Source organism: Kitasatospora sp. NPDC058115 (assembly GCF_042884635.1).
Lineage (GTDB): Bacteria > Actinomycetota > Actinomycetes > Streptomycetales > Streptomycetaceae > Kitasatospora.
Genome location: NZ_JBHVTL010000004.1, coordinates 112,146 through 137,024, shown reverse-complemented (window position 1 = coordinate 137,024; position 24,879 = coordinate 112,146). Strand labels below are relative to the sequence as shown.

At 68.4% G+C, this 24,879-nt stretch carries 37 protein-coding genes; all 37 read right to left on the bottom strand.

Going from position 1 to position 24,879, the window contains the following annotated elements; all coding sequences use genetic code 11:
• Positions 1-45: 45 nt before the first annotated feature.
• Positions 46-1,722 (bottom strand): ABC-F family ATP-binding cassette domain-containing protein, encoded by a 1,677-nt coding sequence (locus ACFVVL_RS05730; protein WP_387671553.1) that lies wholly within the window; start codon positions 1,720-1,722, stop codon positions 46-48.
• Between the two features lie 41 nt (positions 1,723-1,763).
• On the bottom strand, positions 1,764-2,699 hold the full coding sequence (truA, locus tag ACFVVL_RS05725) for a tRNA pseudouridine(38-40) synthase TruA (RefSeq protein ID WP_380292254.1): 936 nt from the start codon (positions 2,697-2,699) through the stop codon (positions 1,764-1,766).
• An 80-nt stretch (positions 2,700-2,779) separates the two neighbouring features.
• On the bottom strand, positions 2,780-3,262 hold the full coding sequence (gene rplQ / locus ACFVVL_RS05720; protein WP_387671551.1) for a 50S ribosomal protein L17: 483 nt from the start codon (positions 3,260-3,262) through the stop codon (positions 2,780-2,782).
• A 127-nt stretch (positions 3,263-3,389) separates the two neighbouring features.
• On the bottom strand, positions 3,390-4,412 hold the full coding sequence (locus tag ACFVVL_RS05715) for a DNA-directed RNA polymerase subunit alpha (RefSeq protein ID WP_030055844.1): 1,023 nt from the start codon (positions 4,410-4,412) through the stop codon (positions 3,390-3,392).
• Positions 4,413-4,542: 130 nt separating this feature from the next.
• Entirely contained in the window at positions 4,543-4,950 is a 408-nt protein-coding gene (gene rpsK / locus ACFVVL_RS05710) for a 30S ribosomal protein S11 (protein ID WP_014136257.1), read from the bottom strand.
• A 72-nt stretch (positions 4,951-5,022) separates the two neighbouring features.
• On the bottom strand, positions 5,023-5,403 hold the full coding sequence (gene rpsM / locus ACFVVL_RS05705) for a 30S ribosomal protein S13 (protein WP_344338008.1): 381 nt from the start codon (positions 5,401-5,403) through the stop codon (positions 5,023-5,025).
• 173 nt (positions 5,404-5,576) lie between these two features.
• Positions 5,577-5,690 carry a 50S ribosomal protein L36 gene (gene rpmJ / locus ACFVVL_RS05700; protein WP_003956441.1) on the bottom strand — a complete coding sequence of 38 codons (114 nt, stop codon included), beginning with the start codon at positions 5,688-5,690 and terminating at the stop codon, positions 5,577-5,579.
• A gap of 33 nt (positions 5,691-5,723) precedes the next feature.
• Positions 5,724-5,945, bottom strand: coding sequence for a translation initiation factor IF-1 (gene infA, locus ACFVVL_RS05695; protein ID WP_003956442.1), 222 nt, complete (start codon positions 5,943-5,945; stop codon positions 5,724-5,726).
• A 172-nt stretch (positions 5,946-6,117) separates the two neighbouring features.
• Entirely contained in the window at positions 6,118-6,543 is a 426-nt protein-coding gene (gene mscL / locus ACFVVL_RS05690) for a large conductance mechanosensitive channel protein MscL (RefSeq protein ID WP_355358394.1), read from the bottom strand.
• 131 nt (positions 6,544-6,674) lie between these two features.
• Positions 6,675-7,514 carry a type I methionyl aminopeptidase gene (map, locus tag ACFVVL_RS05685; protein WP_380292249.1) on the bottom strand — a complete coding sequence of 280 codons (840 nt, stop codon included), beginning with the start codon at positions 7,512-7,514 and terminating at the stop codon, positions 6,675-6,677.
• Between the two features lie 82 nt (positions 7,515-7,596).
• Positions 7,597-8,250 carry an adenylate kinase gene (locus ACFVVL_RS05680; RefSeq protein WP_380292247.1) on the bottom strand — a complete coding sequence of 218 codons (654 nt, stop codon included), beginning with the start codon at positions 8,248-8,250 and terminating at the stop codon, positions 7,597-7,599.
• The gene (gene secY / locus ACFVVL_RS05675; RefSeq protein ID WP_376086151.1) at positions 8,250-9,560 is read right to left on the bottom strand and encodes a preprotein translocase subunit SecY; all 1,311 of its coding nucleotides are present in this window, start codon (positions 9,558-9,560) and stop codon (positions 8,250-8,252) included. The genes ACFVVL_RS05680 and secY overlap by 1 nt, the downstream gene beginning before the upstream one ends.
• A 329-nt stretch (positions 9,561-9,889) precedes the next feature.
• Positions 9,890-10,342 (bottom strand): 50S ribosomal protein L15, encoded by a 453-nt coding sequence (rplO, locus tag ACFVVL_RS05670; protein ID WP_255752515.1) that lies wholly within the window; start codon positions 10,340-10,342, stop codon positions 9,890-9,892.
• Positions 10,343-10,344: 2 nt separating this feature from the next.
• The gene (gene rpmD / locus ACFVVL_RS05665) at positions 10,345-10,527 is read right to left on the bottom strand and encodes a 50S ribosomal protein L30 (RefSeq protein ID WP_030055835.1); all 183 of its coding nucleotides are present in this window, start codon (positions 10,525-10,527) and stop codon (positions 10,345-10,347) included.
• Positions 10,527-11,150: a 30S ribosomal protein S5 gene (rpsE, locus tag ACFVVL_RS05660; RefSeq protein WP_350542294.1), complete on the bottom strand. Its 624-nt coding sequence runs from the start codon at positions 11,148-11,150 to the stop codon at positions 10,527-10,529. The genes rpmD and rpsE overlap by 1 nt, the downstream gene beginning before the upstream one ends.
• A 48-nt stretch (positions 11,151-11,198) precedes the next feature.
• On the bottom strand, positions 11,199-11,582 hold the full coding sequence (gene rplR / locus ACFVVL_RS05655) for a 50S ribosomal protein L18 (RefSeq protein WP_350542295.1): 384 nt from the start codon (positions 11,580-11,582) through the stop codon (positions 11,199-11,201).
• A gap of 3 nt (positions 11,583-11,585) precedes the next feature.
• Positions 11,586-12,125, bottom strand: a complete 540-nt coding sequence (gene rplF, locus ACFVVL_RS05650) for a 50S ribosomal protein L6 (RefSeq protein ID WP_350542296.1) — start codon at positions 12,123-12,125, stop codon at positions 11,586-11,588.
• Positions 12,126-12,147: 22 nt separating this feature from the next.
• The gene (gene rpsH, locus ACFVVL_RS05645) at positions 12,148-12,555 is read right to left on the bottom strand and encodes a 30S ribosomal protein S8 (RefSeq protein WP_030055831.1); all 408 of its coding nucleotides are present in this window, start codon (positions 12,553-12,555) and stop codon (positions 12,148-12,150) included.
• A 273-nt stretch (positions 12,556-12,828) separates the two neighbouring features.
• Positions 12,829-13,014, bottom strand: a complete 186-nt coding sequence (locus ACFVVL_RS05640) for a type Z 30S ribosomal protein S14 (RefSeq protein WP_030055830.1) — start codon at positions 13,012-13,014, stop codon at positions 12,829-12,831.
• 4 nt (positions 13,015-13,018) lie between these two features.
• On the bottom strand, positions 13,019-13,588 hold the full coding sequence (rplE, locus tag ACFVVL_RS05635; protein ID WP_350561921.1) for a 50S ribosomal protein L5: 570 nt from the start codon (positions 13,586-13,588) through the stop codon (positions 13,019-13,021).
• Positions 13,588-13,899 (bottom strand): 50S ribosomal protein L24, encoded by a 312-nt coding sequence (gene rplX, locus ACFVVL_RS05630; protein WP_100892787.1) that lies wholly within the window; start codon positions 13,897-13,899, stop codon positions 13,588-13,590. The genes rplE and rplX overlap by 1 nt, the downstream gene beginning before the upstream one ends.
• A 15-nt stretch (positions 13,900-13,914) precedes the next feature.
• A complete protein-coding gene (gene rplN, locus ACFVVL_RS05625; protein WP_196949334.1) occupies positions 13,915-14,286 on the bottom strand; it encodes a 50S ribosomal protein L14 in 372 nt (123 codons plus the stop codon).
• 102 nt (positions 14,287-14,388) lie between these two features.
• Positions 14,389-14,661 (bottom strand): 30S ribosomal protein S17, encoded by a 273-nt coding sequence (rpsQ, locus tag ACFVVL_RS05620; RefSeq protein ID WP_014136278.1) that lies wholly within the window; start codon positions 14,659-14,661, stop codon positions 14,389-14,391.
• Positions 14,661-14,885 carry a 50S ribosomal protein L29 gene (rpmC, locus tag ACFVVL_RS05615; protein WP_209414070.1) on the bottom strand — a complete coding sequence of 75 codons (225 nt, stop codon included), beginning with the start codon at positions 14,883-14,885 and terminating at the stop codon, positions 14,661-14,663. Before rpmC ends, rpsQ begins: the two co-directional genes overlap by 1 nt.
• Complete coding sequence (gene rplP / locus ACFVVL_RS05610; RefSeq protein ID WP_030232476.1) at positions 14,885-15,304, bottom strand: 50S ribosomal protein L16; 420 nt, start codon at positions 15,302-15,304, stop codon at positions 14,885-14,887. Before rplP ends, rpmC begins: the two co-directional genes overlap by 1 nt.
• 5 nt (positions 15,305-15,309) lie before the next feature.
• Complete coding sequence (rpsC, locus tag ACFVVL_RS05605) at positions 15,310-16,134, bottom strand: 30S ribosomal protein S3 (RefSeq protein WP_097237487.1); 825 nt, start codon at positions 16,132-16,134, stop codon at positions 15,310-15,312.
• Positions 16,134-16,481 carry a 50S ribosomal protein L22 gene (rplV, locus tag ACFVVL_RS05600; protein WP_095874452.1) on the bottom strand — a complete coding sequence of 116 codons (348 nt, stop codon included), beginning with the start codon at positions 16,479-16,481 and terminating at the stop codon, positions 16,134-16,136. Before rplV ends, rpsC begins: the two co-directional genes overlap by 1 nt.
• A gap of 57 nt (positions 16,482-16,538) precedes the next feature.
• Positions 16,539-16,820, bottom strand: coding sequence for a 30S ribosomal protein S19 (rpsS, locus tag ACFVVL_RS05595; protein WP_035848164.1), 282 nt, complete (start codon positions 16,818-16,820; stop codon positions 16,539-16,541).
• A gap of 11 nt (positions 16,821-16,831) precedes the next feature.
• Positions 16,832-17,668 (bottom strand): 50S ribosomal protein L2, encoded by an 837-nt coding sequence (gene rplB / locus ACFVVL_RS05590; RefSeq protein ID WP_030232466.1) that lies wholly within the window; start codon positions 17,666-17,668, stop codon positions 16,832-16,834.
• A 36-nt stretch (positions 17,669-17,704) separates the two neighbouring features.
• Positions 17,705-18,022 (bottom strand): 50S ribosomal protein L23, encoded by a 318-nt coding sequence (gene rplW, locus ACFVVL_RS05585; RefSeq protein ID WP_030300381.1) that lies wholly within the window; start codon positions 18,020-18,022, stop codon positions 17,705-17,707.
• Complete coding sequence (rplD, locus tag ACFVVL_RS05580; protein WP_207810336.1) at positions 18,022-18,699, bottom strand: 50S ribosomal protein L4; 678 nt, start codon at positions 18,697-18,699, stop codon at positions 18,022-18,024. Before rplD ends, rplW begins: the two co-directional genes overlap by 1 nt.
• Before the next feature lie 5 nt (positions 18,700-18,704).
• Positions 18,705-19,352, bottom strand: a complete 648-nt coding sequence (gene rplC / locus ACFVVL_RS05575; RefSeq protein ID WP_030280762.1) for a 50S ribosomal protein L3 — start codon at positions 19,350-19,352, stop codon at positions 18,705-18,707.
• Positions 19,353-19,366: 14 nt separating this feature from the next.
• Positions 19,367-19,675: a 30S ribosomal protein S10 gene (rpsJ, locus tag ACFVVL_RS05570; RefSeq protein ID WP_012785157.1), complete on the bottom strand. Its 309-nt coding sequence runs from the start codon at positions 19,673-19,675 to the stop codon at positions 19,367-19,369.
• Between the two features lie 406 nt (positions 19,676-20,081).
• Positions 20,082-21,884: a hypothetical protein gene (locus ACFVVL_RS05565; protein ID WP_380292239.1), complete on the bottom strand. Its 1,803-nt coding sequence runs from the start codon at positions 21,882-21,884 to the stop codon at positions 20,082-20,084.
• A gap of 192 nt (positions 21,885-22,076) precedes the next feature.
• Positions 22,077-23,693, bottom strand: coding sequence for a hypothetical protein (locus tag ACFVVL_RS05560; protein ID WP_387671543.1), 1,617 nt, complete (start codon positions 23,691-23,693; stop codon positions 22,077-22,079).
• Between the two features lie 29 nt (positions 23,694-23,722).
• Positions 23,723-24,118 (bottom strand): DUF2304 domain-containing protein, encoded by a 396-nt coding sequence (locus ACFVVL_RS05555; RefSeq protein WP_380292235.1) that lies wholly within the window; start codon positions 24,116-24,118, stop codon positions 23,723-23,725.
• Complete coding sequence (locus ACFVVL_RS05550; protein WP_387671541.1) at positions 24,115-24,804, bottom strand: glycosyltransferase family 2 protein; 690 nt, start codon at positions 24,802-24,804, stop codon at positions 24,115-24,117. The genes ACFVVL_RS05555 and ACFVVL_RS05550 overlap by 4 nt, the downstream gene beginning before the upstream one ends.
• Positions 24,805-24,879: the final 75 nt, after the last annotated feature.

The window sequence follows — 24,879 nt, the reverse complement described above, 5'->3', positions numbered from 1 at the left end:
TCAAGCGCCCAGGTTACCGGCAGGCGAGGGGAGGGTCAAAATTCCTCAGCGATCCCGCTCGACCCGGGTGACGTCCCAGACCGGCTCGGCCGACTCGTAGACCCGCCCGTCGGCGCCGAACACCAGGAACCGGTCGAAGGTCTTCGCGAACCAGCGGTCGTGGGTGACGCACATCACCGTGCCGTCGAAGGCCTCCAGACCGGCCTGCAGCGCCTCGGCGCTCTCCAGGTCCAGGTTGTCGGTCGGCTCGTCGAGCAGCAGCGCGGTGACACCGGACAGCTCCAGTTTGAGGATCATCAGCCGGGCCTGCTGGCCGCCGGAGAGCGACTCGAACTTCTGCTCCTCCTGCCGGTCCAGCTCGTAGCGGCGCAGCGCGCCCATCGCGGCGCCGCGGCTGAGCGCGTGCTCCTCCTCGACGATCGAGCGCACGGTGCGGCCGAGCAGCTCGGGGTGGGCGTGGGTCTGCCGGAAGTGACCGGGCACCACGCGGGCGCCGAGCTTCCAGCTGCCGGTGTGCGCGACCGTCTCGTCGCCGGAGAGCAGCCGCAGCAGGTGCGACTTGCCGGCGCCGTTGGCACCGAGCACACCGATCCGCTCGCCGTAGAAGACCTCCAGGTCGAAGGGCTGCATCAGGCCGGTGAGCTCCAGCCGCTCCATGGTGAAGGCGCGCACCCCGGTGCGCCCGCCCTTGAGCCGCATGGTGATGTTCTGCTCGCGCGGCGGCGCCTCCGGCGGGCCGGCGTCCTCGAACTTCTTGAGCCTGGTCTGCGCGGCCGCGTACCGGGAGGCCATCTCGTGGCTCACCGCGGCGGCCTGGCGCAGGGTGACCACCAGCTTCTTGAGCTTGGCGTGCTCCTCGTCCCAGCGGCGGCGCAGCTCCTCGAACCGCTCGAAGCGGGCCTTGCGGGCCTCGTGGAAGGTGTCGAAGCCGCCGCCGTGCACCCAGACGCTGGAACCGGCCGCGCCGGACTCGACGCTGATGATCTTCTCGGCGGTGCGGGAGAGCAGCTCGCGGTCGTGCGAGATGAACAGCACCGTCTTCGAGGTGGCCTTGACGGCTTCCTCCAGCCAGCGCTTGCCCAGGACGTCCAGGTAGTTGTCCGGCTCGTCGAGGAGCAGCACCTCCTCGGGGCCGCGCAGCAGCGCCTCCAGGACGAGCCGCTTCTGCTCGCCGCCGGAGAGCGTGTTCAGGCCGCGCCACTGGGCCTTGTCGAAGGGCACGCCGAGGGCCGCCATGGTGCAGACGTCCCAGTCGGTCTCGTAGTCGTAGCCGCCGACGTCGGCCCAGTCGGAGAGCGCCTGGGCGTAGGCCATCTGCGTCTTCTCGTCGTCCTGGGCGATCATCGCCAGCTCGGCGGCGTCGACCGCGCGGGCCGCCTTGGCGATCCGCTCGGGGGCGACCGAGACCAGCAGGTCACGGACCGAGGCGTCGGCGGGCAGCGGGCCGGGGCCGGACTGCTCGTCGCCGGGCCGGCGCTGCTCCTCGCGGCCGGTGGTGCCGACGAACTGGCGCATCACGCCGAGCCCGCCGCTGATCGTCACCGAGCCGCCGTGCGGCTGGAGGTCGCCCGCGATCATGCGCAGCAGCGTGGTCTTCCCGGCGCCGTTGGCCCCGACCAGCGCGACCGCCGCGCCCTCCCCCACCCGGAAGGAAGCGTCGTCGAACAGCACCCGCCCGTCCGGCAGGTAGTACTCCAGGTGCGAAATCTCGACGTGTCCCATGGAGCCGATTGTCCCAAGGCGCCGCCCCGGACCAAAACCGATTAATCGACGGCCGGCTCCACGGCGCCCGCAGGGGCGGCGGCGCCCGGCAGGGTGCGCATCCGGCGGGCGGCCCGGCTGCGCTCGGCGAGCAGGTCGTCCGCCGGGTAGCCGACCTCCTCCAGGGTCAGCCCGTACGGCCGGATCACGTTGACGGCGGAGTTGCGCACGCCGCCGGCCAGCACCTCGCCGGGGAACTCCACCGGGCGGTGCCCGTCGCCGACCAGCAGCATCGCGCCGACCAGCGCCCGCACCATGTTGTGGCAGAAGGCGTCGGCCCGGACGGTGGCGACCGCCAGCGAGCCCTCCTGGGCGGCGTACGCGTCCACCGGCACCCGGTCCCAGCGCAGCTCCAGCAGGGTGCGGATGGTGGTCGCGCCCTCGCGCTTCTTGCAGTACGCGGCGAAGTCGTGCTCGCCGAGCAGCAGCCGCGCGGCGGCGTTCATCTTCTCCAGGTCCAGCGGCCGGTCGTGCCAGAGCACGTGGCCGCGCAGCAGCGGGTCGACGCCGCCGGGGTGGTCGGCGACCCGGTAGGCGTAACGGCGCCAGACGGCCGAGAAGCGGGCGTCGAAGCCGGCCGGGGCCTCGGCCGCCCGGTAGATCCGGACGTCGCCGGGCAGCCGCCCGGCCAGCCGGCGGAGCAGCTTCTCGCCGTGCTGGGCCCAGAGTCCGTCCGGCAGGTCGACGTGGGCGACCTGGCCGCGGGCGTGCACCCCGGCGTCGGTGCGCCCGGCCACGGTGAGCGGGAAGAGCTCGGAGCTGCGGGTGACGACCTGCAGGGCGGTCTCGATCTCCTCCTGGACCGTGCGGCGGCCGCCCTTCTGGCGGGCCCAGCCCGAGAAGTCGGCGCCGTGGTAGGCGAGGTCGAGCCGGATCCGGACGTACCCGTCGGCCGGACCGTCCTTGACCGGGGGCCGCTCGGCGCAATCGTTGAGCACTGCTCTCCACTCCCTGGACATGAGGAACGGGCCCGCTCCCCCACGGATGGGGAAGCGGGCCCGTGACACACCTCGTGGTGTCAGGCCTGCTCGGCGGCCTCGGCCTCGTCGGCCTTGGTCTCGGTGGCCTCGGCCTTGGCGTCGGCCTCCTTGACGGCACGCTTGGTGGCGGCCTCGGCCTCGCCGACGGCGGTCTGCGCGACGGTCAGCGCCTCGACCAGCTCGATCACGGCCATCGGGGCGTTGTCGCCACGACGGGGACCGATCTTGGTGATGCGGGTGTAGCCACCCGGGCGGTTCTCGTAGCGCGGCGCGATCTCGGTGAAGAGGGTGTGCAGCACCGACACGTCGGTGATGGTCTTGCGCACCAGGCGACGGTTGTGGATGTCGCCCTTCTTCGCCTTGGTGATCAGCTTCTCCGCCAGCGGGCGCAGGCGGCGGGCCTTGGCCTCGGTGGTGGTGATGCGGCCGTACTGGAACAGCTCACGGGCCAGACCGGCGAGCAGCAGGGGCTCGTGGTGCGGGCCGCCGCCGAGGCGGGCACCCTTGGTGGGACGCGGCATGGAATTACTCCTCGAATCTCCGACTGCGGCCGTACCAGGTACCGCAGCGGGCGTACGGGCACGGTGCCCGTACGGCTTTCACGACGACGGGGGCGGTTCCGGGGAACCGCCCCCGTGGTCAAGTCTCTCAGTACTGCTCGGTCTCCGCGTAACCCGCGTCGTCCAGGTCGTCGGCGCCGAAGGCGTCGGCGGCGGCGGTCGGGTCGAACCCGGGCGGGCTGTCCTTGAGGGCCAGGCCCATGCCGGCCAGCTTCGCCTTGACCTCGTCGATCGACTTCGCACCGAAGTTGCGGATGTCGAGCAGGTCGGCCTCGGAGCGGGCGACGAGCTCACCCACGGTGTGGATGCCCTCGCGCTTGAGGCAGTTGTAGGAGCGGACGGTGAGCTCCAGCTCCTCGATCGGCAGCGCCAGGTCGGCGGCCAGGGCGGCGTCCGTCGGGGACGGGCCCATGTCGATGCCCTCGGCGTCGATGTTCAGCTCGCGGGCGAGGCCGAACAGCTCCACCAGGGTCTTGCCGGCCGAGGCCATGGCGTCGCGCGGACGCATGGCGGGCTTGGTCTCGACGTCGACGATCAGCTTGTCGAAGTCGGTCCGCTGCTCGACACGGGTGGCCTCGACCTTGTAGGTGACCTTCAGCACGGGGCTGTAGATCGAGTCGACCGGGATGCGGCCGATCTCCTGGCCGGACGCCTTGTTCTGGACGGCGGAGACGTAGCCGCGACCGCGCTCGACGGTCAGCTCCATCTCCAGCTTGCCCTTGCCGTTCAGGGTGGCGAGGACGAGCTCGGGGTTGTGCACCTCGACACCGGCCGGCGGCGCGATGTCGGCGGCGGTGACCACACCCGGGCCCTGCTTGCGCAGGTACATCACGACCGGCTCGTCGTGCTCCGAGGAGACGACCAGCTGCTTGATGTTGAGGATGAGGTCGGTGACGTCCTCCTTGACGCCCGGCACGGTGGTGAACTCGTGCAGGACGCCGTCGATGCGGATGCTGGTGACAGCGGCACCCGGGATCGACGACAGGAGCGTGCGGCGCAGGGAGTTGCCGAGGGTGTAGCCGAAGCCCGGCTCCAGCGGCTCGATCACGAACCGCGAGCGGAACTCGTCGACGACCTCTTCGGTCAGCGAGGGACGCTGAGCGATAAGCATGGGGAAGAATCCTCCGGTTGTCTTCGGCACCCACTATTTGATGCCGACAGGACCAAGCGTACGGGCTCCCGCGAGAAACGGGAGCCCGTACGAGGTGTGAAGCAGAACCCGCGTGCCCGAAGGCGCTGCGTCAGACGCGGCGGCGCTTCGGCGGCCGGCAGCCGTTGTGCGGGGTGGGGGTGACGTCCTGGATCGAGCCGACCTCCAGGCCGGTGGCCTGGAGCGAACGGATCGCGGTCTCGCGGCCGGAGCCCGGACCCTTCACGAAGACGTCGACCTTGCGCATGCCGTGCTCCTGCGCGCGACGGGCAGCGGCCTCAGCGGCCATCTGCGCGGCGAACGGGGTGGACTTGCGCGAGCCCTTGAAGCCGACGTGGCCGGCGGAGGCCCAGGAGATCACGTTGCCCGACGGGTCGGTGATCGAAACGATGGTGTTGTTGAACGTGCTCTTGATGTGCGCGTGGCCGTGAGCGACGTTCTTCTTTTCCTTGCGGCGGATCTTCTTCGCGCCGGCAGCCTGACGACCCTTGGGGGGCATAAGTCTGTTCTCCTACTGAGGTGGTCGGTCCGCTGACCCGCGGGCCGGAGGGATGTCCGGTGACGGGACGGACTACTTCTTGCCCGGCTTCTTCTTACCGGCGATCGCGCGACGCGGGCCCTTGCGGGTACGCGCGTTGGTGTGGGTGCGCTGACCGCGGACCGGCAGGCCGCGGCGGTGACGCAGACCCTCGTAGCAGCCGATCTCGACCTTGCGGCGGATGTCGGCGGCCACCTCGCGGCGGAGGTCACCCTCGACCGTGAAGTTGGCGTCGATGTACTGGCTCAGCTTGACCAGGTCTTCCTCGGCGATGTCGCGAACGCGGACATCCGGGTTGACGCCGGTCTCGGCGAGGGTCTGCTGGGCGCGGGTACGGCCGATGCCGTACACGTAGGTGAGGGCGATCTCGATCCGCTTCTCACGGGGGAGATCAACGCCGGCGAGGCGTGCCATTCATGGCTCCTGTGGTTCTTCAGAGGTCTGGCGTGCCACCTACTCCGACACCTCACGGTGAGGGAGCCCCGGCCTCTGACCGGGGGCGGCAGTCCGTCCCTGGGACGGATCGGGTGGCCCGCTTATGACGTTTTCGCGTCGCGCGAAGTACTACGAGAAATGCTGGGGAGAGATCAGCCCTGGCGCTGCTTGTGGCGCAGGTTGTCGCAGATCACCATGACCCGGCCGTGACGGCGGATCACCTTGCACTTGTCGCAGATCTTCTTGACGCTCGGCTTGACCTTCATCGTTCAGGTTCTCCGGGTCTAGATCTGACGTTCTTACTTGTAGCGGTAGACGATCCGGCCGCGCGTGAGGTCGTAGGGGCTGAGCTCCACCACGACCCGGTCGTCCGGCAGGATGCGGATGTAGTGCATGCGCATCTTGCCACTGATGTGCGCGAGGACCTTGTGACCGTTCTGCAGCTCGACCTTGAACATCGCGTTCGGAAGAGACTCGATCACGGTGCCCTCGATCTCAATGGCGCCTTGCTTCTTAGCCATGAACTGCGAGATCCACCTTCCGGGACCGGCTACCGTATGCGGAACGCTCGTGCGAACCTGGGTCCACCCCGACCCCGACGAGGGGGAAGAGGGCGTGCTGGAGCACGCTACGAGTGAGCCGACGGTCCATCCTACGCCAGGGCGAAGGATGGACCAAAACGGGGGTACCCGATCAGCGGGCGGCCGGCGCGGCGAGCGGCTCGACGTGGGCGGTGCAGGCCGAGCAGCGGCGGGCGGCCTCGGGGATCTCGGTCAGGCACTCGGGGCAGGGGCGCTTCGGGGTCTTCGGCTTCTTCGGCATGTAGCGGGCGGTGGCCTTGGTCACCGGCAGCACGACGCAGAAGTAGAGCACGGCCGCGGTCATCAGGAACGCGATCAGCACGTTGAGGAACTGCCCGTACGGGAAGGTCACGCCGGCGATCGTCGCCTTGTAGGAGCCGAAGTCGCCCGCGGCTCCGACCACCACACCCACCAGCGGGGTGAGGAAGGCGGAGACGAAGCCGGTGACCACCGCGGTGAACGCGGCGCCGATCACCACACCGACCGCCATGTCGACCACGTTGCCGCGCATCATGAAGTCGCGGAATCCCTTGAGCACTGCTCTCTCCTGCCGATCGAAGCCACTACCGGCGCATAAAAATAGGACAAAAGCCCTGGAAGTCCAAACCTCCAGGGCCCTGATCCCTTGTCAGCAGCGGAAGTTGGCTGCTCCGGGGAGTTTCCGCGGCACTACGCCAGCGGGTCCGGCGCGGCCGTCACACCCAGCTTGGCCAGCATCTCCCGGCCGCCGTCGAAGGCGGTCAGCACGACCGGACCCTGCTCGGTGACGGCCACCGAGTGCTCCCAGTGCGAGGCCCAGGTGCCGTCGTTGGTCACGACGGTCCAGTCGTCCTCCAGCACGGTGGTGTGCGGGGTGCCCAGCGACACCATGGGCTCGATGGCCAGCACGGTGCCGGGGATCAGCTTCGGGCCCTTGCCGCGGCCGCGCTCGACGTAGTTCAGCACGTGCGGCTCCATGTGCATCGCGGTGCCGATGCCGTGGCCGCCGTAGCCCTCGGTGATGCCCCACTTGCCCTTGGGCGGCAGCGGCTGGCGGCGGATGAAGCCCTCGATCGCCTTGGAGACGTCGACCAGGCGGTTGCCCTTCTTCATCTGGGCGATGCCGGCCCACATTGAGCCCTCGGTGACCCGGCTCAGCATCTCCACCTCCGGGGCGACCTCGCCGACCGCGACGGTGATCGCCGCGTCGCCGTGCCAGCCGTCCAGGATCGCGCCGCAGTCGATCGAGATGAGGTCGCCCTCCTGCAGCACCCGCTCCCCGGGGATGCCGTGGACGACCTCGTTGTTCACCGAGGCGCAGATCACGCCCGGGAACCAGAGGCCGCCGTGGTGGGCCCGGAAGTTCGAGGTGGCGCCGTGGTCGGTGATGACCTTGTCGGCGATGTCGTTGAGCTCCTGGGTGGTGATTCCCGGGGCGACCGCCTCGCGGCACGCCTTGAGCGCCTCGGCGACGACCAGCCCGGCCGCTCGCATCTTCGCGATCTGCTCGGGGGTCTTGATCTCCACCATCTGGTCACGCCTTCCTTGGGTTCCCGCCCGGTCCTTGCCGCGCGGCCGTGCACTCGTTCCACCGTACGGCACCACTGAAAAATCAGCTGTCCTGCTTCAGCGCCTCGATCGCGCGCGCGGTGACCTCGTCGACCTTGCCGAGGGCCGGGATCGTGGCGATCAGGCCCTGCTGGCGGTAGTAGTCGATGATCGGCTCGGTCTCCGTGTGGTAGACCTCCAGCCGGGTCCGCACGGCCTCCTCGGTGTCGTCCGAGCGCTGGTACAGCTCACCGCCGCACTCGTCGCAGACGCCCTCGACCTTCGGCGCGTTGTAGTCCACGTGGAAGACGTGGCCGCCGTCGTTGCGGCACAGCCGGCGGCCGGCGATCCGGCGGACGACCTCGTCCTCGGGGACCTCCAGGTCGAGCACGCCGTCGAGCTCGATGCCCTGCTCGGCGAGGAACTCGTCCAGCGCCTTCGCCTGGCCCAGGTTGCGCGGGAAGCCGTCCAGCAGGAAGCCGTTGGCGGCGTCCTCCTGGAGCATGCGGTCCTTGGCCATCCCGATGGTGACCTCGTCGGGCACCAGGCGGCCCGCGTCCATGTAGCTCTTGGCCTCGACGCCCAGCGGGGTGCCCTGGCCGATGTTGGCGCGGAACAGGTCGCCGGTGGAGATGTGGGGGATGGACAGGGTCTTGGCGAGCAGGTGCGCCTGAGTACCCTTCCCGGCCCCGGGGGGTCCGACGAGGACGATACGCATCAGCGGAGGAACCCTTCGTAATTGCGCTGCTGGAGCTGGCTCTCGATCTGCTTCACAGTTTCGAGTCCGACGCCGACGACGATGAGGACGCTGGTGCCGCCGAACGGGAAGTTGGTCTGCTGTCCGAACGCGACGAGGGCGATCATCGGGATCAACGCGATCAGGCCCAGGTAGAGCGAACCCGGCCACGTGATGCGGGTGAGCACGTAGTTCAGGTACTCGGCCGTCGGACGGCCGGCCCGGATACCCGGGATGAACCCACCATACTTCTTCATGTTGTCGGCAACTTCTTCGGGGTTGAAGGAGATGGCGACGTAGAAGAAGGCGAAGAAGACGATCAGCAGGAAGTAGGTGGCCATGTAGATCGGGTGGTCACCGCGCACGAAGTGCTGGTTGATCCACACCGCCCAGCCGGCCTGGCTGTTGGTCAGCTGGACCACGAGGGCTGGGATGTACAGCAGCGACGAGGCGAAGATGACCGGGATGACACCGGCCTGGTTCACCTTGAGCGGGATGTAGGTCGAGGTGCCGCCGAAGGCCCGGCGGCCGATCATCCGCTTCGCGTACTGGACCGGGATCCGGCGCTGCGCCTGCTCGACGAAGATGACGAGCATCACAACGATGACGCCGATCGCGATGACCGAGAGGAACTCGACCCAGCCGCCGCCGATGGTGCCGGACTGCTTGATCGCCCACATCGAGGTGGGGAACTGGGCGGCGATCGAGGTGAAGATCAGCAGCGACATGCCGTTGCCGATGCCGCGGTCGGTGATCAGCTCACCGAGCCACATGATCACCGTGGTGCCGGCGGTCATGGTCAGGACCATGACGGCGATCCGGAACACGCCGGTGTCCGGCACGATCTGGTTGGCGTAGACGCAGCCCGAGAACAGGGCGCCGCTGGACGCGGTCGCCACGATGCCGGTGCCCTGGAGCACCGCCAGCGCGATCGTCAGGTACCGGGTGTACTGGGTGATCTTCGCCTGTCCGGACTGACCCTCCTTCTTCAGCGCCTCCAGTCGCGGGATCACGACCGTGAGGAGCTGGAGGATGATGCTCGCCGTGATGTACGGCATGATGCCGAGGGCGAAGATCGTCAGCTGGAGCAGGGCTCCGCCGGAGAACAGGTTCACCAGCCCGAAGAGGCCGTTGTTCTTGGTCTCCTTGATGCAGGCGTGTACCGCCTCGAAGTCGACCCCTGGTACGGGAACGTGCGAGCCCAGCCGGAACAGCACCATGATGCCCAGCGTGAACAGCAGCTTCTTGCGCAGGTCGGGCGTCTGGAACGCCCGCGCGAACGCACTGAGCACGGTGCCTCCTGCGCCTCCCGCGCGTCGTCGGCGGGAGGGTCGGTCCTGAATGGGGAGTTTGCGGATCGGGCTCCGTTACAGACGGCACAGGCGAGCCTATGCGCAGCCTACAAGGGAACTCCACGGACTCTAACAGTGCACGGCCGCTCGAAAGAAGCGTGTACCGCCCCTCCCCCACTCACGGGGTACGGGATGCCCGGTTTTGCCACACAAAAGAACGAGGGCCCCGTCGCCCCCGTGCGGACGGCCGCCCGCCGGAGGATCCGGAAAAAGGCGCGAGCCCCGCGCCTCCCGGAGCGGGAGACGCGGGGCTCGCGGAGTCAGCGGGCTCAGACGAGCTCGGTGACGGTACCGCCGGCGGCGGTGATCTTCTCGGCGGCCGAGCCGGAGACGGCGTCCACCGTCACCTGCAGGGCGACCGAGATCTCGCCGGTGCCGAGCACCTTGACGAGGGAGTTCTTGCGAACCGCGCCCTTGGCGACCAGGTCCTCGACCGTGACCTCGCCACCCTGCGGGTAGAGCTCGGCCAGCTTGTCGAGGTTGACGACCTGGAACGTGATCTTGAACGGGTTCTTGAAGCCCTTCAGCTTCGGCAGACGCATGTGGAGCGGCATCTGGCCACCCTCGAAGCGCTGCGGAACCTGGTAGCGGGCCTTGGTGCCCTTGGTACCACGACCGGCGGTCTTACCCTTGGAGCCCTCACCACGACCCACGCGGATCTTGTCGGTCTTGGCACCCGGGGCGGGACGCAGGTTGTGGATCTTGATCGGGTTGTCGCCCATGATCAGTCCACCTCCTCAACCGTCACCAGGTGACGGACCGTGTGGGCCATCCCGCGGATCTCGGGACGGTCCTCCTTCACCACGACGTCGTGCATCCGCTTGAGACCAAGCGAGCGCAGGGTGTCACGGTGGTTCTGCTTGCTGCCGATGTACGACTTGGTCTGCGTGATCTTCAGGCGAGCCATCAGGCGCTCACCCCAGCAGCAGCCCGAGCGCGGAGCAGACCGGCCGGAGCCACGTCCTCGAGCGGCAGACCGCGACGGGCGGCCACCTCCTCGGGGCGCTGGATCTGCTTGAGCGCGGCAACGGTGGCGTGCACGATGTTGATCGCGTTGTCCGAGCCGAGCGACTTCGACAGGATGTCGTGAACGCCGGCGCACTCCAGGACGGCGCGCACCGGGCCACCGGCGATAACACCGGTACCGGGGGCGGCCGGCTTCAGCAGCACGACGCCCGCGGCCTTCTCACCCTGGACGGGGTGAGCGATGGTGCCCTGGATACGGGGGACCTTGAAGAAGTTCTTCTTGGCCTCCTCAACGCCCTTGGCGATGGCGGCCGGAACCTCCTTCGCCTTCCCGTAACCGACACCCACGGTGCCCTCGCCATCGCCCACCACGACCAGCGCGGTGAAGCTGAAGCGACGACCACCCTTGACAACCTTGGCGACACGGTTGATCGCGACGACGCGCTCGACGTAAGCGGTCTTCTCGACGGCGGGGGCGTTGCCCCGGTCGTCACGCTTACGGTCGCGCCGCTCGCCACCGGTGCCGCCGCCGGCGCCGCTACCGCGGCGCTGGGGTCCAGCCATTGGAATTACCTCTCTCGATTACGTCCGCCGACAGAGTCGACGAGCGGCTTAGAAGTCGAGCCCGGCCTCACGGGCCGCGTCCGCCAGGGCGGCGATGCGGCCGGCGTACCGGTTGCCCGCGCGGTCGAAGACGACCGACTCGATGCCGGCAGCCTTGGCGCGCTCGGCGACCAGGCTTCCGACCTTCTTGGCCAGCTCGGTCTTGTCGCCCTCGGCGCCCTTGATGGACACGTCGAGGGTGGACGCCGACGCCAGGGTGTGACCCTTGGCGTCGTCGATGACCTGGGCGACCATGTGGCGGTTCGAGCGCGTCACGACGAGACGCGGACGCACCTCGGTGCCGACGATGCGCTTGCGAACGCGGATCGCGCGGCGCTTGCGAGCGGCGCTCTTGTAGGCGTTGCCCTTGCCGATCTTGACAGAGACACTCATCGCTTACTTACCACTCTTTCCGACCTTGCGGCGGATGACCTCGCCCGCGTACTTGACACCCTTGGCCTTGTACGGGTCCGGCTTGCGCAGCTTGCGGATGTTCGCGGCGATCTCGCCGACCTTCTGCTTGTCGATGCCGTCCACGTGGAACTTGGTGGGCGACTCGACGACGAAGGAGATGCCCTCCGGCGCGGTGACCAGGATGGGGTGGCTGTAGCCGAGCGAGAACTCCATGTCGGAGCCCTTCGCCGCGACACGGTAACCAACACCGCTGATCTCCAGCGACTTGCGGTAGCCCGCGGTCACGCCGGTGATCATGTTCGCCACCAGCGTGCGGGTCAGGCCGTGCAGGGCCTTCGAGCGACGCTCGTCGTTCGGGCGGGTGACGACAACGGTGCCGTCCTCGCCCTTGCCGATCTCGATCGGCTCAGCGACGACGTGGGTGAGCGAGCCCTTGGGGCCCTTCACCGAGACCGCCTGGCCATCGATGGTGACGTCCACACCAGCGGGAACCTGGATGGGCAGCCGTCCAATGCGCGACATTGCTGTACCTCCCTTTCCCGAATTACCAGACGTAGGCGAGAACTTCTCCGCCTACGCCCTTCTTGGCGGCCTGCTTGTCGGTGAGGAGACCCGAGGACGTGGAGATGATCGCCACGCCCAGGCCGCCGAGCACCTTCGGCAGGTTGGTGGACTTTGCGTAAACGCGCAGACCCGGCTTGCTGATGCGCTTGATGCCGGCGATGGAGCGCTCACGGTTGGGGCCGAACTTGAGCTCGATGGTCAGCTTCTTGCCGACCTCGCCCTCGACGGGCTCCTCAACCTTGTAGGAGGAGATGTACCCCTCCTGCTGCAGGATCTCGGCGACGTGCGCCTTGATCTTGCTGGCCGGCATCGCCACGGAGTCGTGGTACGCCGAGTTCGCGTTACGCAGACGCGTGAGCATGTCTGCGATGGGGTCGGTCATGGTCATGATGGCCTCAGGCCTCTCTCGCCGTGGTTTCTCCGCACCAGGTCCCCCTGTCGCACTCCGGGGAGTCCGTCAGGGGCACAAGCGCAGGGGACCTGCGACGTAGTAAGACTGGGATGCGAGCCCTCCCTCGCGGGGAAGGGCCACGGCTGTCCATGGAGACGCCGTGACAGGGGGCCCGACCCCACTACCTTACGGGATTCCGTACGGCAGCCCAAAAACGGGCGGTGTGGGATCGGGCACCTCTGTGTCGCTGGTGTGCCTAGGGCTGCTGGATTACCAGGAGCTCTTGGTCACGCCCGGCAGCTCGCCGCGGTGCGCCATCTCACGGAGGCAGACACGGCAGAGGCCGAACTTGCGGTACACCGAGTGCGGACGGCCGCAGCGCTGGCACCGGGTGTAGGCCCGGACGCCGAACTTCGGCTTGCGCTCGGACTTCGCGATGAGGGACTTCTTCGCCATTGGCTCACGCCTCCTTGAACGGGAAGCCCAGAGCGCGCAGCAGCGCCCGGCCCTCGTCGTCGGTCTGAGCGGTGGTCACGACGGTGATGTCCATACCGCGCTGACGGTCGACCTTGTCCTGGTCGATCTCGTGGAACATAACCTGCTCGGTCAGACCGAAGGTGTAGTTGCCACGGCCGTCGAACTGCTTCGGGGAGAGGCCACGGAAGTCACGGATACGCGGCAGGGCCAGCGACACCAGACGGTCCAGGAACTCCCACATGCGGTCACCGCGGAGGGTGACGTGCGTGCCGATCGGCTGGCCCTCGCGCAGCTTGAACTGCGCGATGGACTTACGAGCCTTGGTCACGGCCGGCTTCTGACCGGTGATCGCGGTCAGGTCGCGGATCGCGCCCTCGATCAGCTTGCTGTCACGGGCGGCCTCGCCGACACCCATGTTGACGACGACCTTGACCAGGCCCGGCGTCAGCATGACGTTCTCGTACGAGAACTGCTCCTGCAGCTGGCCCTTGACCTCGGAGTTGTACTTCTCCTTGAGGCGGGGGGCCACCTTCTCAACAGACGTCTCAGACATCAGATGTCCTCACCGGTTCGCTTGGCAACGCGGATCTTGTTGCCCTCGTCGTCGAAGCGGTAGCCAACGCGGGTGACGACCTTCTTGCCGTCCTTCTCCACGACCAGCTGGACGTTGGAGACGTGCACCGGGGCCTCGACGGTGACGATGCCACCCTGAGTGCCCGGACCCGGCTTGGTGTGCTTCTTGACCCGGTTCACACCCTCGACCAGGACCTTGTTCTCGGCCGGCAGGGCCTGGATGACCTTGCCCTGCTTGCCCTTGTCCTTGCCGGTGATGACCTGAACCAGGTCACCCTTCTTGATCTTCATGCTGTTCGCCATGGGTTAGAGCACCTCCGGCGCCAGCGAGATGATCTTCATGAACTTCTTGTCGCGCAGCTCGCGGCCCACCGGGCCGAAGATGCGGGTACCGCGGGGGTCACCCTCGGTGTTCTTGAGGACGACGGCGGCGTTCTCGTCGAACCGGATGTAGGAACCGTCCGGACGACGGCGCTCCTTCACGGTGCGGACGACGACGGCCTTGACCACGTCACCCTTCTTCACCGAACCACCGGGGATCGCGTCCTTGACGGTCGCGACGATGACGTCCCCGATGCCGGCGTAGCGGCGACCGGAGCCACCGAGAACACGGATGCAAAGGATCTCCTTGGCACCAGTGTTGTCGGCAACACGCAGTCGCGACTCCTGCTGGATCACAACGTTCTCCTGATCGTCAACGAGAGTCGACGGGCCGGCCGCTGCTCACACCGGCGCCCGCGCGGGGCCCGTTGCACATACGGCCGTACCTCATCGGCTTCGTTACTTGGCCTTCTCGAGGATCTCGACGACGCGCCAGCGCTTCGTCGCGGACAGCGGCCGGGTCTCCATGAGGAGGACACGGTCGCCGACACCGCACGCGTTCTGCTCGTCGTGCGCCTTCAGCTTGTTCGTACGGCGGATGACCTTGCCGTACAGAGCGTGCTTGACGCGGTCCTCGACGGCGACGACGACGGTCTTGTCCATCTTGTCGCTGACGACGAGACCCTCACGGGTCTTGCGGAAACCGCGCGTCTCGTTGGTGTTCTCAGTCATCAGGCGTTCTCCACCGTCTCGATGCCCAGCTCGCGCTCGCGCATCAGGGTGTAGATCCGCGCGATGTCCTTACGGACGAGCTTGAGCCGTCCGTGGTTGTCGAGCTGCCCGGTCGCCGCCTGGAAGCGGAGGTTGAACAGCTCCTCCTTGGCCTCACGCAGCTTGGCAACGAGCGCCTCGTTGTCCAGCTGGCGGAGGTCAGCAGCCTTGGTAGCGGCCGACATCAGCTCTCACCGTCCTCGCGCCGGACGATCCGGCACTTCATCGGCAGCTTGTGGGCGGCGCGGGTGAGCGCCTCACGAGCAACCTTCTCGTTCGGGTACGACAGCTCGAACATGACCCGACCCGGGTGCACGTTCGCGATCCACCACTCCGGCGAACCCTTACCGGAACCCATGCGGGTCTCGGCCGGCTTCTTGGTCAGCGGACGGTCCGGGTAGATGTTGATCCAGACCTTGCCGCCACGACGGATGTGACGGGTGATCGCGATACGAGCGGACTCGATCTGACGGTTCGTCACGTAGGCCGGGGTCACGGCCTGGATGCCGAACTGGCCGAACGCCAGCTCGGTGCCACCCTTGGCAGCGCCGCGGCGCTTCGGGTGGTGCTGCTTGCGGTGCTTGACCCGACGGGGGATCAGCATTGCGGTCAGGCCTCCGTTCCGGTGTTCTCGGCAGCCGGAGCCTCGACGGCCGGGGCCGCGGGGGCCTCGGCAGCGGCGGGACGACGGCCACGGCCACCGCGCTCGCCACCACGACGCTCGCCACCGCGGGCGGGACGACCACCCTCGGGACGGGCCGGGCGGTTGCCCGAGCGGGCAGCGGCGTTCTCAGCGCGGACCTCGGCGATGTTCTTGACGTCGCCCTTGTAGATCCAGACCTTCACGCCGATGCGGCCGAAGGTGGTCTTGGCCTCGAAGAAGCCGTAGTCGACGTTCGCGCGCAGGGTGTGCAGCGGCACACGGCCCTCGCGGTAGAACTCCGAACGGCTCATCTCGGCGCCGCCGAGACGACCGGAGCACTGGACCTTGATGCCCTTGGCGCCGGACTTCATGGTGCCCTGCATCGACTTGCGCATGGCACGGCGGAAGGAGACGCGGGAGGACAGCTGCTCCGCGACGCCCTGAGCCACGAGCTGGGCGTCCAGCTCGGGGTTCTTGACCTCAAGGATGTTCAGCTGGACCTGCTTACCGGTCAGCTTCTCCAGGTCGCCGCGGATGCGGTCGGCCTCGGTGCCGCGGCGGCCGATGACGATGCCGGGGCGAGCGGTGTGGATGTCGACGCGGACGCGGTCGCGGGTGCGCTCGATCTCGACCTTGGAGATGCCGGCGCGCTCCATGCCCTTCGTCATCATGCGACGAATGGCAACGTCTTCCTTGACGTAGTCCTTGTACAGCTTGTCGGCGTACCAGCGGGACTTGAAGTCCGTGCTGATGCCGAGGCGGAACCCGTGCGGGTTAACCTTCTGGCCCATTACCGGGTCCCTTCCTTGCTGCTGACGACCACGGTGATGTGGCTGGTCCGCTTGCGGATCCGGTAGGCACGGCCCTGGGCACGCGGACGGAACCGCTTCAGGGTCGGACCCTCGTCAACGTACGCCTCGGAGATGTAGAGGTCGTCCACGTTGGAGTGGTTGTAGTTGTGCGCGGCGTTGGCAATGGCGCTGTCGAGCACCTTGCCGACCGGCACGGTGGCGGCCTGCGGAGCGAAACGCAGGACCGCCTGGGCCTCCGTGGCCGGCAGGCCGCGGATGAGGTCCACCACGCGGCGGGCCTTCATGGGCGTCACGCGGATGTACCGCGCCTGAGCCCTGGCTTCCATGGTTGTCCCCTTAATGGAGTAAGTCATTGAGTCGGTCTGGCGGTGAAGCTCAGGCGACTAGCGACGCTTCGACTTGCGGTCGTCCTTGACGTGGCCGCGGAAGGTGCGGGTCGGAGCGAACTCGCCCAGCTTGTGGCCGACCATCGACTCGGTGACGAACACCGGGACGTGCTTGCGACCATCGTGAACCGCGATCGTGTGGCCGAGCATGCTCGGGGAGATCACGGAGCGACGGGACCAGGTCTTGATGACGTTCTGCGTGCCCGCCTCGTTCTGCGCGTCCACCTTCTTGATGAGGTGGCCGTCGATGAAGGGGCCCTTCTTGAGACTGCGCGGCATCTGACCTGCTCCTAGCGCTTCTTGTTGGTCTTGCGGCGGCGCACGATGAGCTTGTCCGACGCCTTGTTCGGGCGACGGGTACGGCCCTCGGGCTTACCCCACGGCGAGACCGGGTGGCGACCACCGGAGGTCTTACCCTCACCACCACCGTGCGGGTGGTCGATCGGGTTCATGGCCACACCACGCACGGTCGGGCGGACGCCCTTCCAGCGCATACGGCCGGCCTTGCCCCAGTTGATGTTCGACTGCTCGGCGTTGCCGACCTCGCCGACGGTCGCGCGGCAGCGCGCGTCCACCAGGCGGATCTCGCCGGAGGGCATGCGCAGGTGCGCCATCTTGCCCTCACGCGCCAGCAGCTGGATGCCGGAACCGGCCGAGCGGGCCAGCTTGGCACCGCCACCGGGACGCAGCTCCACCGCGTGGATGGTGGTACCGACCGGGATGTTGCGCAGCGGCAGGTTGTTGCCCGGCTTGATGTCGGCGCCAGCGCCGTTCTCGATCCGGTCACCCTGCGCGATGCCGCGCGGCGCGATGATGTAGCGCTTCTCGCCGTCCGCGTAGTGCAGGAGCGCGATGCGCGCGGTGCGGTTCGGGTCGTACTCGATGTGCGCGACCTTGGCCGGCACGCCGTCCTTGTCGTGACGACGGAAGTCGATCACGCGGTAGGCGCGCTTGTGACCGCCACCCTGGTGGCGAGCGGTGACACGACCGGCGTTGTTACGGCCGCCCTTGCTGTGCAGGGGGCGAACCAGCGACTTCTCCGGCGTGGACCGCGTGATTTCGACGAAGTCGGCCACGCTGGAGCCACGACGGCCCGGCGTAGTCGGCTTGTACTTGCGGATACCCATTTTCGTCCTCGTCTTGATCGACGATCACGGCCTCCGTCAGGAGGTCGGACCACCGAAGATGTCGATGCGGTTGCCCTCGGCCAGCGTCACGATGGCGCGCTTGGTGTCCTTGCGCTTGCCGAAACCCGTCTTGGAGCGCTTGCGCTTGCCCTGACGGTTGATCGTGTTGACAGCCTCGACCTTGACCGAGAAGACGGCCTCGACGGCCTGCTTGATCTGGGTCTTGTTGGCGCCCGGCGACACGATGAACGTGTACTTGTTCTCGTCGAGAAGGCTGTAGCTCTTCTCGGAGATGACCGGCTTCACCAGGACGTCACGGGGGTCCGTGAACGTCTTGCTCGTAACGTCGCTCATCAGGCGGCGCTCCCTTCGAGCTCGCCCTCAGCGGCAACGGCCTTGGCGGACGCGGCCGGACCGGCCACGAAACGCTCGAAGGCGGCCTGGGTGAAGACCACATCGTCGGAGACGAGCACGTCGTAGGTGTTCAGCTGACCGGCGTCCAGGATGTGGACGTTCGGCAGGTTGCGAGCGGACTTCAGGCCCAGCTCGTCCGCACGCTCGACGACCAGGAGGACGTTCTTGCGCTCGGTGATCTTGCCGAACAGGCTCTTGGCGGCCTTGGTCGACGGCGCCTCGGTCGCGGTCACGCCGGTGACGACGTGAATGCGGTTGTGGCGGGCCCGGTCGGTGAGCGCACCGCGCAGGGCGGCGGCGATCATCTTCTTCGGGGTCCGCTGCGAGTAGTCGCGCGGCACGGGACCGTGCACGACGCCACCGCCGGCGAACTGCGGCGCACGGGTCGAGCCCTGACGGGCGCGGCCGGTGCCCTTCTGGCGGTACGGCTTCTTGCCGCCACCGCGGACCTCGCCGCGAGTCTTGGTCTTGTGGGTGCCCTGACGGGCCGCAGCGAGCTGCGCCACGACGACCTGGTGCATCAGCGGAACGCTGACCTTCGCGTCGAAGATCTCGGCCGGCAGCTCGATGCTGCCGGTCTTGTCGCCAGCCGGCGACAGGATGTCAATGGTGCTCATATCCTTCACAGCCCCTTCGCCGCGGTGCGGACGAGGACGAGGCCGCCGTTCGGGCCCGGGACGGCGCCCTTGATGAGCAGCAGACCCTTCTCCGCGTCGACCGCGTGCACGGTCAGGTTCTGGGTGGTCACACGCTCGTGGCCCATCCGACCCGCCATGCGCAGGCCCTTGAACACGCGGCCCGGGGTGGCGCAGCCACCGATGGAACCGGGCGAGCGGTGCTTGCGCTGGGTGCCGTGACCGGCGCCGAGGCCCTTGAAGTTGTGACGCTTCATGACACCGGCGAAGCCCTTGCCCTTGGAGGTGCCGGTCACGTCGACCTTGACACCCGCCTCGAACAGCTCGGCGGTGATCTCCTGGCCCAGGGTGTACTCGGACGCGTCCGAGGTACGGATCTCGACCAGGTGGCGGCGCGGGGTGACACCGGCCTTGGCGAAGTGACCCGCGAGGGGCTTGTTCACCTTGCGGGGGTCGATCTCGCCGAAGCCGAGCTGGACGGCGCTGTAGCCGGCCGCGCTGTCGGCGGTGTGGACCTGGGTCACGACATTCGGCCCGGCCTTGACGACGGTCACCGGGACGACCCGGTTGTTCTCGTCCCAGACCTGGGTCATGCCGAGCTTCTCGCCCAGGATGCCCTTAATCTGCTTAGCCATCTTCGGTGCGCCTCTCAGAGCTTGATCTCGATGTCGACACCGGCCGGCAGGTCGAGACGCATCAGCGAGTCAACCGTCTTCGGCGTGGGGTCGAGGATGTCGATCAGACGCTTGTGAGTGCGCATCTCGAAGTGCTCGCGCGAGTCCTTGTACTTGTGCGGCGAGCGGATGACGCAGTACACGTTCTTCTCAGTGGGCAGCGGCACCGGGCCCGCGACCTGCGCACCAGTACGGATCACCGTCTCGACGATCTTCTTCGCCGAGGAGTCGATGACCTCGTGGTCGTAGGCCTTGAGCCGGATGCGGATCTTCTGTCCCGCCATGGCTACTTTGTAGTCCTTTGTCCTAGTCACTGCACGACCCCCGCTCCGACCCCCGCGCTCGGGCGTGTCGCACTCGCGCTTGCAAAAAACCGGCGATGGACTCGTCGGTTTCGAACTTTCGGGGTGGGGGGAGCCGGGTCGAGGCCCCGCACACGCTTCCCGGAAGATTCCCGTACGTCCGCCCCGCAGCTGCCGTGGCGTAACACTCACGCTTGACGGCCATCACGGGAACGACGAGTACGTGGGACTCGCTTCCGGTCCTCCCGGCGGGAGGCGCGCAGCATCGGCAACTCAACCGAGCAACTTGGACATACTGCCACAGGCGGGAGCCGGAAAGCCAATCGGGGCCGGTGAGGCATCCCTCACCGGCCCCGACGGGACGGTCCTGCCGGCCCTCGCGGACCTGCTACTTCTGCGGGCCGTTGTCCCACGGCGCGCGGCGGCCGCAGACCTCCAGCCAGTCCTCGGTCGCGACGCCGGCGCACCAGACGAACTTCTTGTCGTCCTTGTCCGGCTCCCAGTCCTTGGTGATGATGCCCGCGCAGTCGGAGACCGGCGCGTACTTCGGGCAGCTGCCGTCGGCCTTCTTGATCGTGTGCGCCCGCCAGGCGTCCAGGCCCATCCGCCCGTACTTCTCGTGCTCGGGCATGTAGCGGTTGACCGACCAGGAGGCGCCCATGGTGCCGAACAGCGCGAGCGCACAGACCAGGCCGGCGGCGAGCTGGCGCGTCGCCCGGCCCGACAGCACCGTGGTGCCGGCCGGCGCGTCGTCCTTGCGCAGCACCCGCTCCAGCCAGCCGCTGCCGCGGTGGTAGGCGGCCATCAGTCCGAGCACGGCGAGGATCATCAGGCAGTAGAGGATGATCCAGGTGGTCCGGGGGTACAGCGCGACGGTGCCGCTCTGCGCCATCTTCCCGGCGAAGGTGAACCGCATCAGCCAGGCCCCGGCCAGCACCGCGGCGGCCGTGCGCACCGCGAGGTTGCGCAGCCCCAGTCCGATGCCCAGGCCGACGCCGGCGAGCAGCAGCAGGGTGAAGCCGGTCTGGCCCGCGAGGTCCCCGGTGTCCGGGTAGTCGTGGTAGGTGGTCGTGCCGACCCGGTCCGACAGCCAGCCCATCACGTAGGCCGGGTCGGTGTAGGTCATGATGTAGCCGTACCGGTCCGGGACGTCCGCGCCCACCTTGACCAGCTGGTAGAGCAGCGGCGCGCCGACGATCCCGGCGCTCACCACGGTGGTGGCGAGCAGGCCGAGCCCGTTGCGGACCGCGGTGCGGCCCTGGCGCCAGGGGAAGACGAAGAGCGTCAGCACGGCGATGCCGGGGGCCGACCACAGGTACCAGCCGGAGTACCAGAGGAACAGCAGACCGAAGACGACGCCGAAGCCGGTCCCGCGCAGCAGGGCCGAGCGCAGCGGGAGATCGCCGGCGCGCCGCAGCTCGCGCAGGACCGCGGTCAGCAGCGGCACCAGGATGATCATCACCACGTGGCTGTACGGGCGGATCGGGTCCAGGAAGACCACGGCGGCCGGGATCGCGATCAGCAGGGCCCAGAACGGGCGCAGCAGCAGCCGCCAGGCCAGGTAGCTCATCGGGCCGACCAGCGCGCTGAAGAAGATCTGCAGGTCGTGCAGGGCGAAGCCCTCGCTGCCGACGCCGTTGTAGCGGTACTTCGCCCAGAACGCGATCAGTGCCGGGAAGCCGGGCGGGTAGACGCCGGGCAGGCCCTTGTCGTCCAGGAACCCGGTGGCCATGTGGACCAGCACACTCGGGTCGCCCTCCTGTCCGCCGAGCGGCCACGGGGTCCCGTGCAGGGCCACCACGACGCCGCCGGCCACCACGCCGGTGGACAGGCCGGCCAGTGCGGAGCAGACCAGCCGCTGGGTCAGCCGGTGCCGGCGCAGGGTGCCCCGGTAGGCGGTGAACAGCAGCGCGGCGAGCAGCGGCAGACCGATGATCGTGACGTACTGCTGGATCTTGGCGAGGCCGCTGACCTGGCCGATCCGGTTCAGCGGATTGACGTCGATCCGGGTGCAGAGCAGCGTGAAGCCCAGCGCCGCGACGACGCCGACGACGACCTCCGCGGTGATCTGGGCCCAGCGGCGGGTCAGCAGTGCGGGCTTCTCCGCGTCCGGTGCCGCCGGCGCCGCTGCGGCTCCGGCTTCGCGTGAGGGGCCCTTCTCGCGGACCACGTCCGGGGCCAGATCAGTCATCTCGGTCCACTTCCGTCAGGCGGCGCCGCCACGTCCGGGGGGCGCCGGCCGCAGGTGCGTTCCACTGCGGCGTTCGGTTGGATCAGGCTACGGGGGCGTCGTGCCCCGAGGCGTTCGGGATTCTTCCACGCCGCACAACACCCGTGCCAACCGCAGATCCTCCGCCGAATCCTCACAGGGCGGGTGCCGTTGCTAGCCGCACTTGCCTTCCGGGGCAAACTTCGGGCACTTGCCGTCCGGCAGCGGGGTGGTGTGCGCGAACCACGCGAACGAGCCCCAGGAGCCCTGGTTGGCGGGCATGAAGCGGTCGACCGTGGAGGAGCCGGCCATCGAGAAGAAGAAGGCGAGCGCGCAGAGCACCGCTCCCCCGGTCCGCAGGGCCGGGGTCGCGACGGCGCGGCCGGAGGACTCCGCCGTCCCGGTCCCCTCGCGGGTGGCGAACTTGCGGCTGAGCAGGTAGCAGGCCATGCCGAAGAGCACGATGCCGCAGTAGAGCAGCTCGGCCGAGGTGCGCGGGTAGAGCTGCACCAGCTGGTCGCGCTCCATGTGCGAGGCGAACCAGTAGCGCATCAGGAAGGCGCCGAGCATGCAGAAGGCGGCGACCTGGACCACCGGCAGGGCCGCGCCGAGCCAGAGCGCGGCGCCCACGCCGACGATCAGCAGCAGCACGAACACGCCGACACCGCCGAGCTCGCCCGGCAGCGGCCAGGCGCCGTTGGCGATCACGCCCGGCGAGTCGCCCTGCCACATCGCGAAGTACGCGGGGTCGACGTTGGTGTCGAAGTACATGTAGGTGTCGGGGGTGTCCGACCCGGCGAGCAGCCGCTGCAGGTAGACGCCGGCCACCAGCAGGAAGACCGCGGCGGTCGCGCCCAGCAGGGCGGCCGCCCGCAGGACGGCGTCCTTGCCCCGCCGCCGGACCTTGGCCAGGGTGACCACCATCACCGCCAGCATCCCGGGCGCCGACCAGACGAACCAGCCGGAGTACCAGAGGAAGAGGAGGGCCAGCGCGAGGCCGTAGGCGGCGCCGGTGAACAGCGCGGTCCGCACGCTCTTCCCGGTGGAGCGCAGCAGGCTGGTGGTGAACCGGGCCAGGACGGGGATGAGGACCAGCAGCACCACGTCGACGTACGGCTTGGCCGCGTGGACGATCGGGAAGACCGGCACCACGCCGATGGCCAGCGCCCACAGCGGCGGGAGCAGCAGCCGCCACGCCAGGTAGACGGCCGGGCCGGTCAGCGCGATCAGGACCAGGCCGAGCATCTTCAGGCCCAGCCCGGGCTGGCCGGGGTAGAGGAGGTCGGTCCAGCGGGCGAGCAGGTGCGGGAACAGCGGCGGGTAGACGCTGGAGATCGGGCGGCCTTCGAGGATGTCGCCGGTCCACTGCTGCAGCTGCCCGGAGTCACCGCGCTTGGCGTTGAGCGGCCAGACCGTGCCGCGCAGGGCGACCGCCACGCCGCCGGCGTAGAGCCCGGTGGCCAGGCCCGACAGCGAGGCCGCGGCGGTCCGCAGCGCGAGCGGGCGCGAGAACCAGCGGCTCGCCGCCCACCACAGCAGGGCGAGGACGACGAACGCCAGGATGAACCGCAGCTGGAGCGCGGCGAGGCCGCTGACCTGGCCGACCCGCTGCATCGGGTTGACCTTGATGAACGTGCAGATCCAGGTGAACCCGAGGGCAACCAGGACTCCCGATGCTGCCTCGACGGCCCCGGGCGCGAGCCGTCCGAGCAGGGACGGCCGGGCATCGGCGGCCTCCGAGGAAGGCCGCTGACGCGCGATTATTCGTGGCCCGGTGGCCGTCGCAGACATGATTGCCGCTCTCCCGAAACGATGAGGACCTAGAGCTGCGCGACGCGCTCGTCGGCGCCGACCTCGGACTCGGTGAAGCGGTCGGTGTTCACGCGCTGGCCGTCGTTCACCGCGACGGTGCGGGCCAGGTCGGTGAGCTTCTTCTCCAGCGAGCGGAAGCGCATGAAGGTGTTCAGGGTCATGAACGCCATCGCCACGACCAGCAGGTAGAGCACCAGGTCGGTGCCGCGGCCGACGCCGAGCTTGTTGGCGATCCAGGTCACGTCCTGCGGCCGCAGGACCGCGTAGACGTTGGCGACGACGAAGGCGAAGAACGCCATCCGCTTCCAGGCGCGGGTGTGGGCGGCGTCCCAGCGGCGGACGAAGGCGAGCACGAGCACACCCGTGCCGACCATGAGCAGCAACTGGATCCAGATGTACTTCACTTGCGGCCACGCTCCCTGAGCGAGATGTCGAAGAGGATGTTGACGCCGTTGATCAGCGACTGGCCCTTGGAACGGGAGTAGTCGGTGTACAGGATGTCCACCGGCACCTCCATGACCCGCAGCTCCGAGGCCGCCAGGAAGGCGACGATCTCGGAGGCGTGGGCCATGCCGTTCATGGTGATGCGGAGCTTGGTCGCGGCCTCGCGGTTGATGACACGGAGTCCGTTGTGGGAGTCCGTCAGGTTGAGCTTGCGCGCGGTGGGGCTGATCGTCGCGGCGGTCCGCAGGACCACCCGCTTGATCCACGGCACCTCGCCGGTCTGCTCGATGAAGCGGGAGCCGAGGACCACGTCGGCCTCGTCGGCCCGGAGCAGGGCGACCATCTTCTCGACGTCGTGCGTCTGGTGCTGGCCGTCGGCGTCGAAGGTGGCGAAGTACTTGGCGCCGGGCTGCTTGAGCGCGTAGCTGAGACCGGTCTGCAGTGCGGCGCCCTGGCCGAGGTTGACGGGGTGCTGCACCAGGTGCGCCCCGGTGGTCATGATGTGCTCGGACGAGTTGTCCGTGCTGCCGTCGTCGACCACGACGATGTTCGGGAAGGTCTTCCGGGCCCCCTCGATCACGTCGGCGATGACGGTTCCCTCGTTGTAGGCCGGGATGACCAGCCACACGTCGTCGTAGTCGGACATCATGACTCCATGCCGCGGCCGCCGGCCGCGAGTTTCAGGGTGCGAAGAAAGACGGGCTGCGGGCCTCGGCGACAG

Coding starts and splice junctions, on each gene's coding strand:
- rplR (WP_350542295.1), bottom strand. CDS start 11,582: ATGAGTGTCTCTGTCAAGATCGGCAAGGGCAACGCCTACAAGAGCGCC.
- rpsQ (WP_014136278.1), bottom strand. CDS start 14,661: ATGACTGAGAACACCAACGAGACGCGCGGTTTCCGCAAGACCCGTGAG.
- rpsK (WP_014136257.1), bottom strand. CDS start 4,950: ATGCCCCCCAAGGGTCGTCAGGCTGCCGGCGCGAAGAAGATCCGCCGC.
- rplP (WP_030232476.1), bottom strand. CDS start 15,304: ATGCTGATCCCCCGTCGGGTCAAGCACCGCAAGCAGCACCACCCGAAG.
- ACFVVL_RS05680 (WP_380292247.1), bottom strand. CDS start 8,250: ATGCGTATCGTCCTCGTCGGACCCCCCGGGGCCGGGAAGGGTACTCAG.
- rplO (WP_255752515.1), bottom strand. CDS start 10,342: ATGGGCGACAACCCGATCAAGATCCACAACCTGCGTCCCGCCCCGGGT.
- ACFVVL_RS05715 (WP_030055844.1), bottom strand. CDS start 4,412: ATGCTTATCGCTCAGCGTCCCTCGCTGACCGAAGAGGTCGTCGACGAG.
- rpsS (WP_035848164.1), bottom strand. CDS start 16,820: ATGCCGCGCAGTCTCAAGAAGGGCCCCTTCATCGACGGCCACCTCATC.
- ACFVVL_RS05565 (WP_380292239.1), bottom strand. CDS start 21,884: ATGACTGATCTGGCCCCGGACGTGGTCCGCGAGAAGGGCCCCTCACGC.
- rpmD (WP_030055835.1), bottom strand. CDS start 10,527: ATGGCTCGCCTGAAGATCACGCAGACCAAGTCGTACATCGGCAGCAAG.
- rpsC (WP_097237487.1), bottom strand. CDS start 16,134: ATGGGCCAGAAGGTTAACCCGCACGGGTTCCGCCTCGGCATCAGCACG.
- rpmJ (WP_003956441.1), bottom strand. CDS start 5,690: ATGAAGGTCAAGCCGAGCGTCAAGAAGATCTGCGACAAGTGCAAGGTG.
- rpsH (WP_030055831.1), bottom strand. CDS start 12,555: ATGACCATGACCGACCCCATCGCAGACATGCTCACGCGTCTGCGTAAC.
- map (WP_380292249.1), bottom strand. CDS start 7,514: ATGGTGGAGATCAAGACCCCCGAGCAGATCGCGAAGATGCGAGCGGCC.
- ACFVVL_RS05560 (WP_387671543.1), bottom strand. CDS start 23,693: ATGTCTGCGACGGCCACCGGGCCACGAATAATCGCGCGTCAGCGGCCT.
- rpmC (WP_209414070.1), bottom strand. CDS start 14,885: ATGTCGGCCGCTACCAAGGCTGCTGACCTCCGCCAGCTGGACAACGAG.
- ACFVVL_RS05640 (WP_030055830.1), bottom strand. CDS start 13,014: ATGGCGAAGAAGTCCCTCATCGCGAAGTCCGAGCGCAAGCCGAAGTTC.
- rplC (WP_030280762.1), bottom strand. CDS start 19,352: ATGGCTAAGCAGATTAAGGGCATCCTGGGCGAGAAGCTCGGCATGACC.
- rplQ (WP_387671551.1), bottom strand. CDS start 3,262: ATGCCGCGTCCCACCAAGGGTGCCCGCCTCGGCGGCGGCCCGCACCAC.
- rplD (WP_207810336.1), bottom strand. CDS start 18,699: ATGAGCACCATTGACATCCTGTCGCCGGCTGGCGACAAGACCGGCAGC.
- rplE (WP_350561921.1), bottom strand. CDS start 13,588: ATGTCTGAGACGTCTGTTGAGAAGGTGGCCCCCCGCCTCAAGGAGAAG.
- ACFVVL_RS05730 (WP_387671553.1), bottom strand. CDS start 1,722: ATGGGACACGTCGAGATTTCGCACCTGGAGTACTACCTGCCGGACGGG.
- rplB (WP_030232466.1), bottom strand. CDS start 17,668: ATGGGTATCCGCAAGTACAAGCCGACTACGCCGGGCCGTCGTGGCTCC.
- rplW (WP_030300381.1), bottom strand. CDS start 18,022: ATGAGCGACGTTACGAGCAAGACGTTCACGGACCCCCGTGACGTCCTG.
- rpsE (WP_350542294.1), bottom strand. CDS start 11,150: ATGGCTGGACCCCAGCGCCGCGGTAGCGGCGCCGGCGGCGGCACCGGT.
- rplF (WP_350542296.1), bottom strand. CDS start 12,125: ATGTCGCGCATTGGACGGCTGCCCATCCAGGTTCCCGCTGGTGTGGAC.
- rplV (WP_095874452.1), bottom strand. CDS start 16,481: ATGGAAGCCAGGGCTCAGGCGCGGTACATCCGCGTGACGCCCATGAAG.
- infA (WP_003956442.1), bottom strand. CDS start 5,945: ATGGCTAAGAAGCAAGGCGCCATTGAGATCGAGGGCACCGTGATCGAG.
- rpsJ (WP_012785157.1), bottom strand. CDS start 19,675: ATGGCGGGACAGAAGATCCGCATCCGGCTCAAGGCCTACGACCACGAG.
- rplX (WP_100892787.1), bottom strand. CDS start 13,899: ATGAAGATCAAGAAGGGTGACCTGGTTCAGGTCATCACCGGCAAGGAC.
- rpsM (WP_344338008.1), bottom strand. CDS start 5,403: ATGGCACGCCTCGCCGGCGTTGATCTCCCCCGTGAGAAGCGGATCGAG.
- ACFVVL_RS05550 (WP_387671541.1), bottom strand. CDS start 24,804: ATGTCCGACTACGACGACGTGTGGCTGGTCATCCCGGCCTACAACGAG.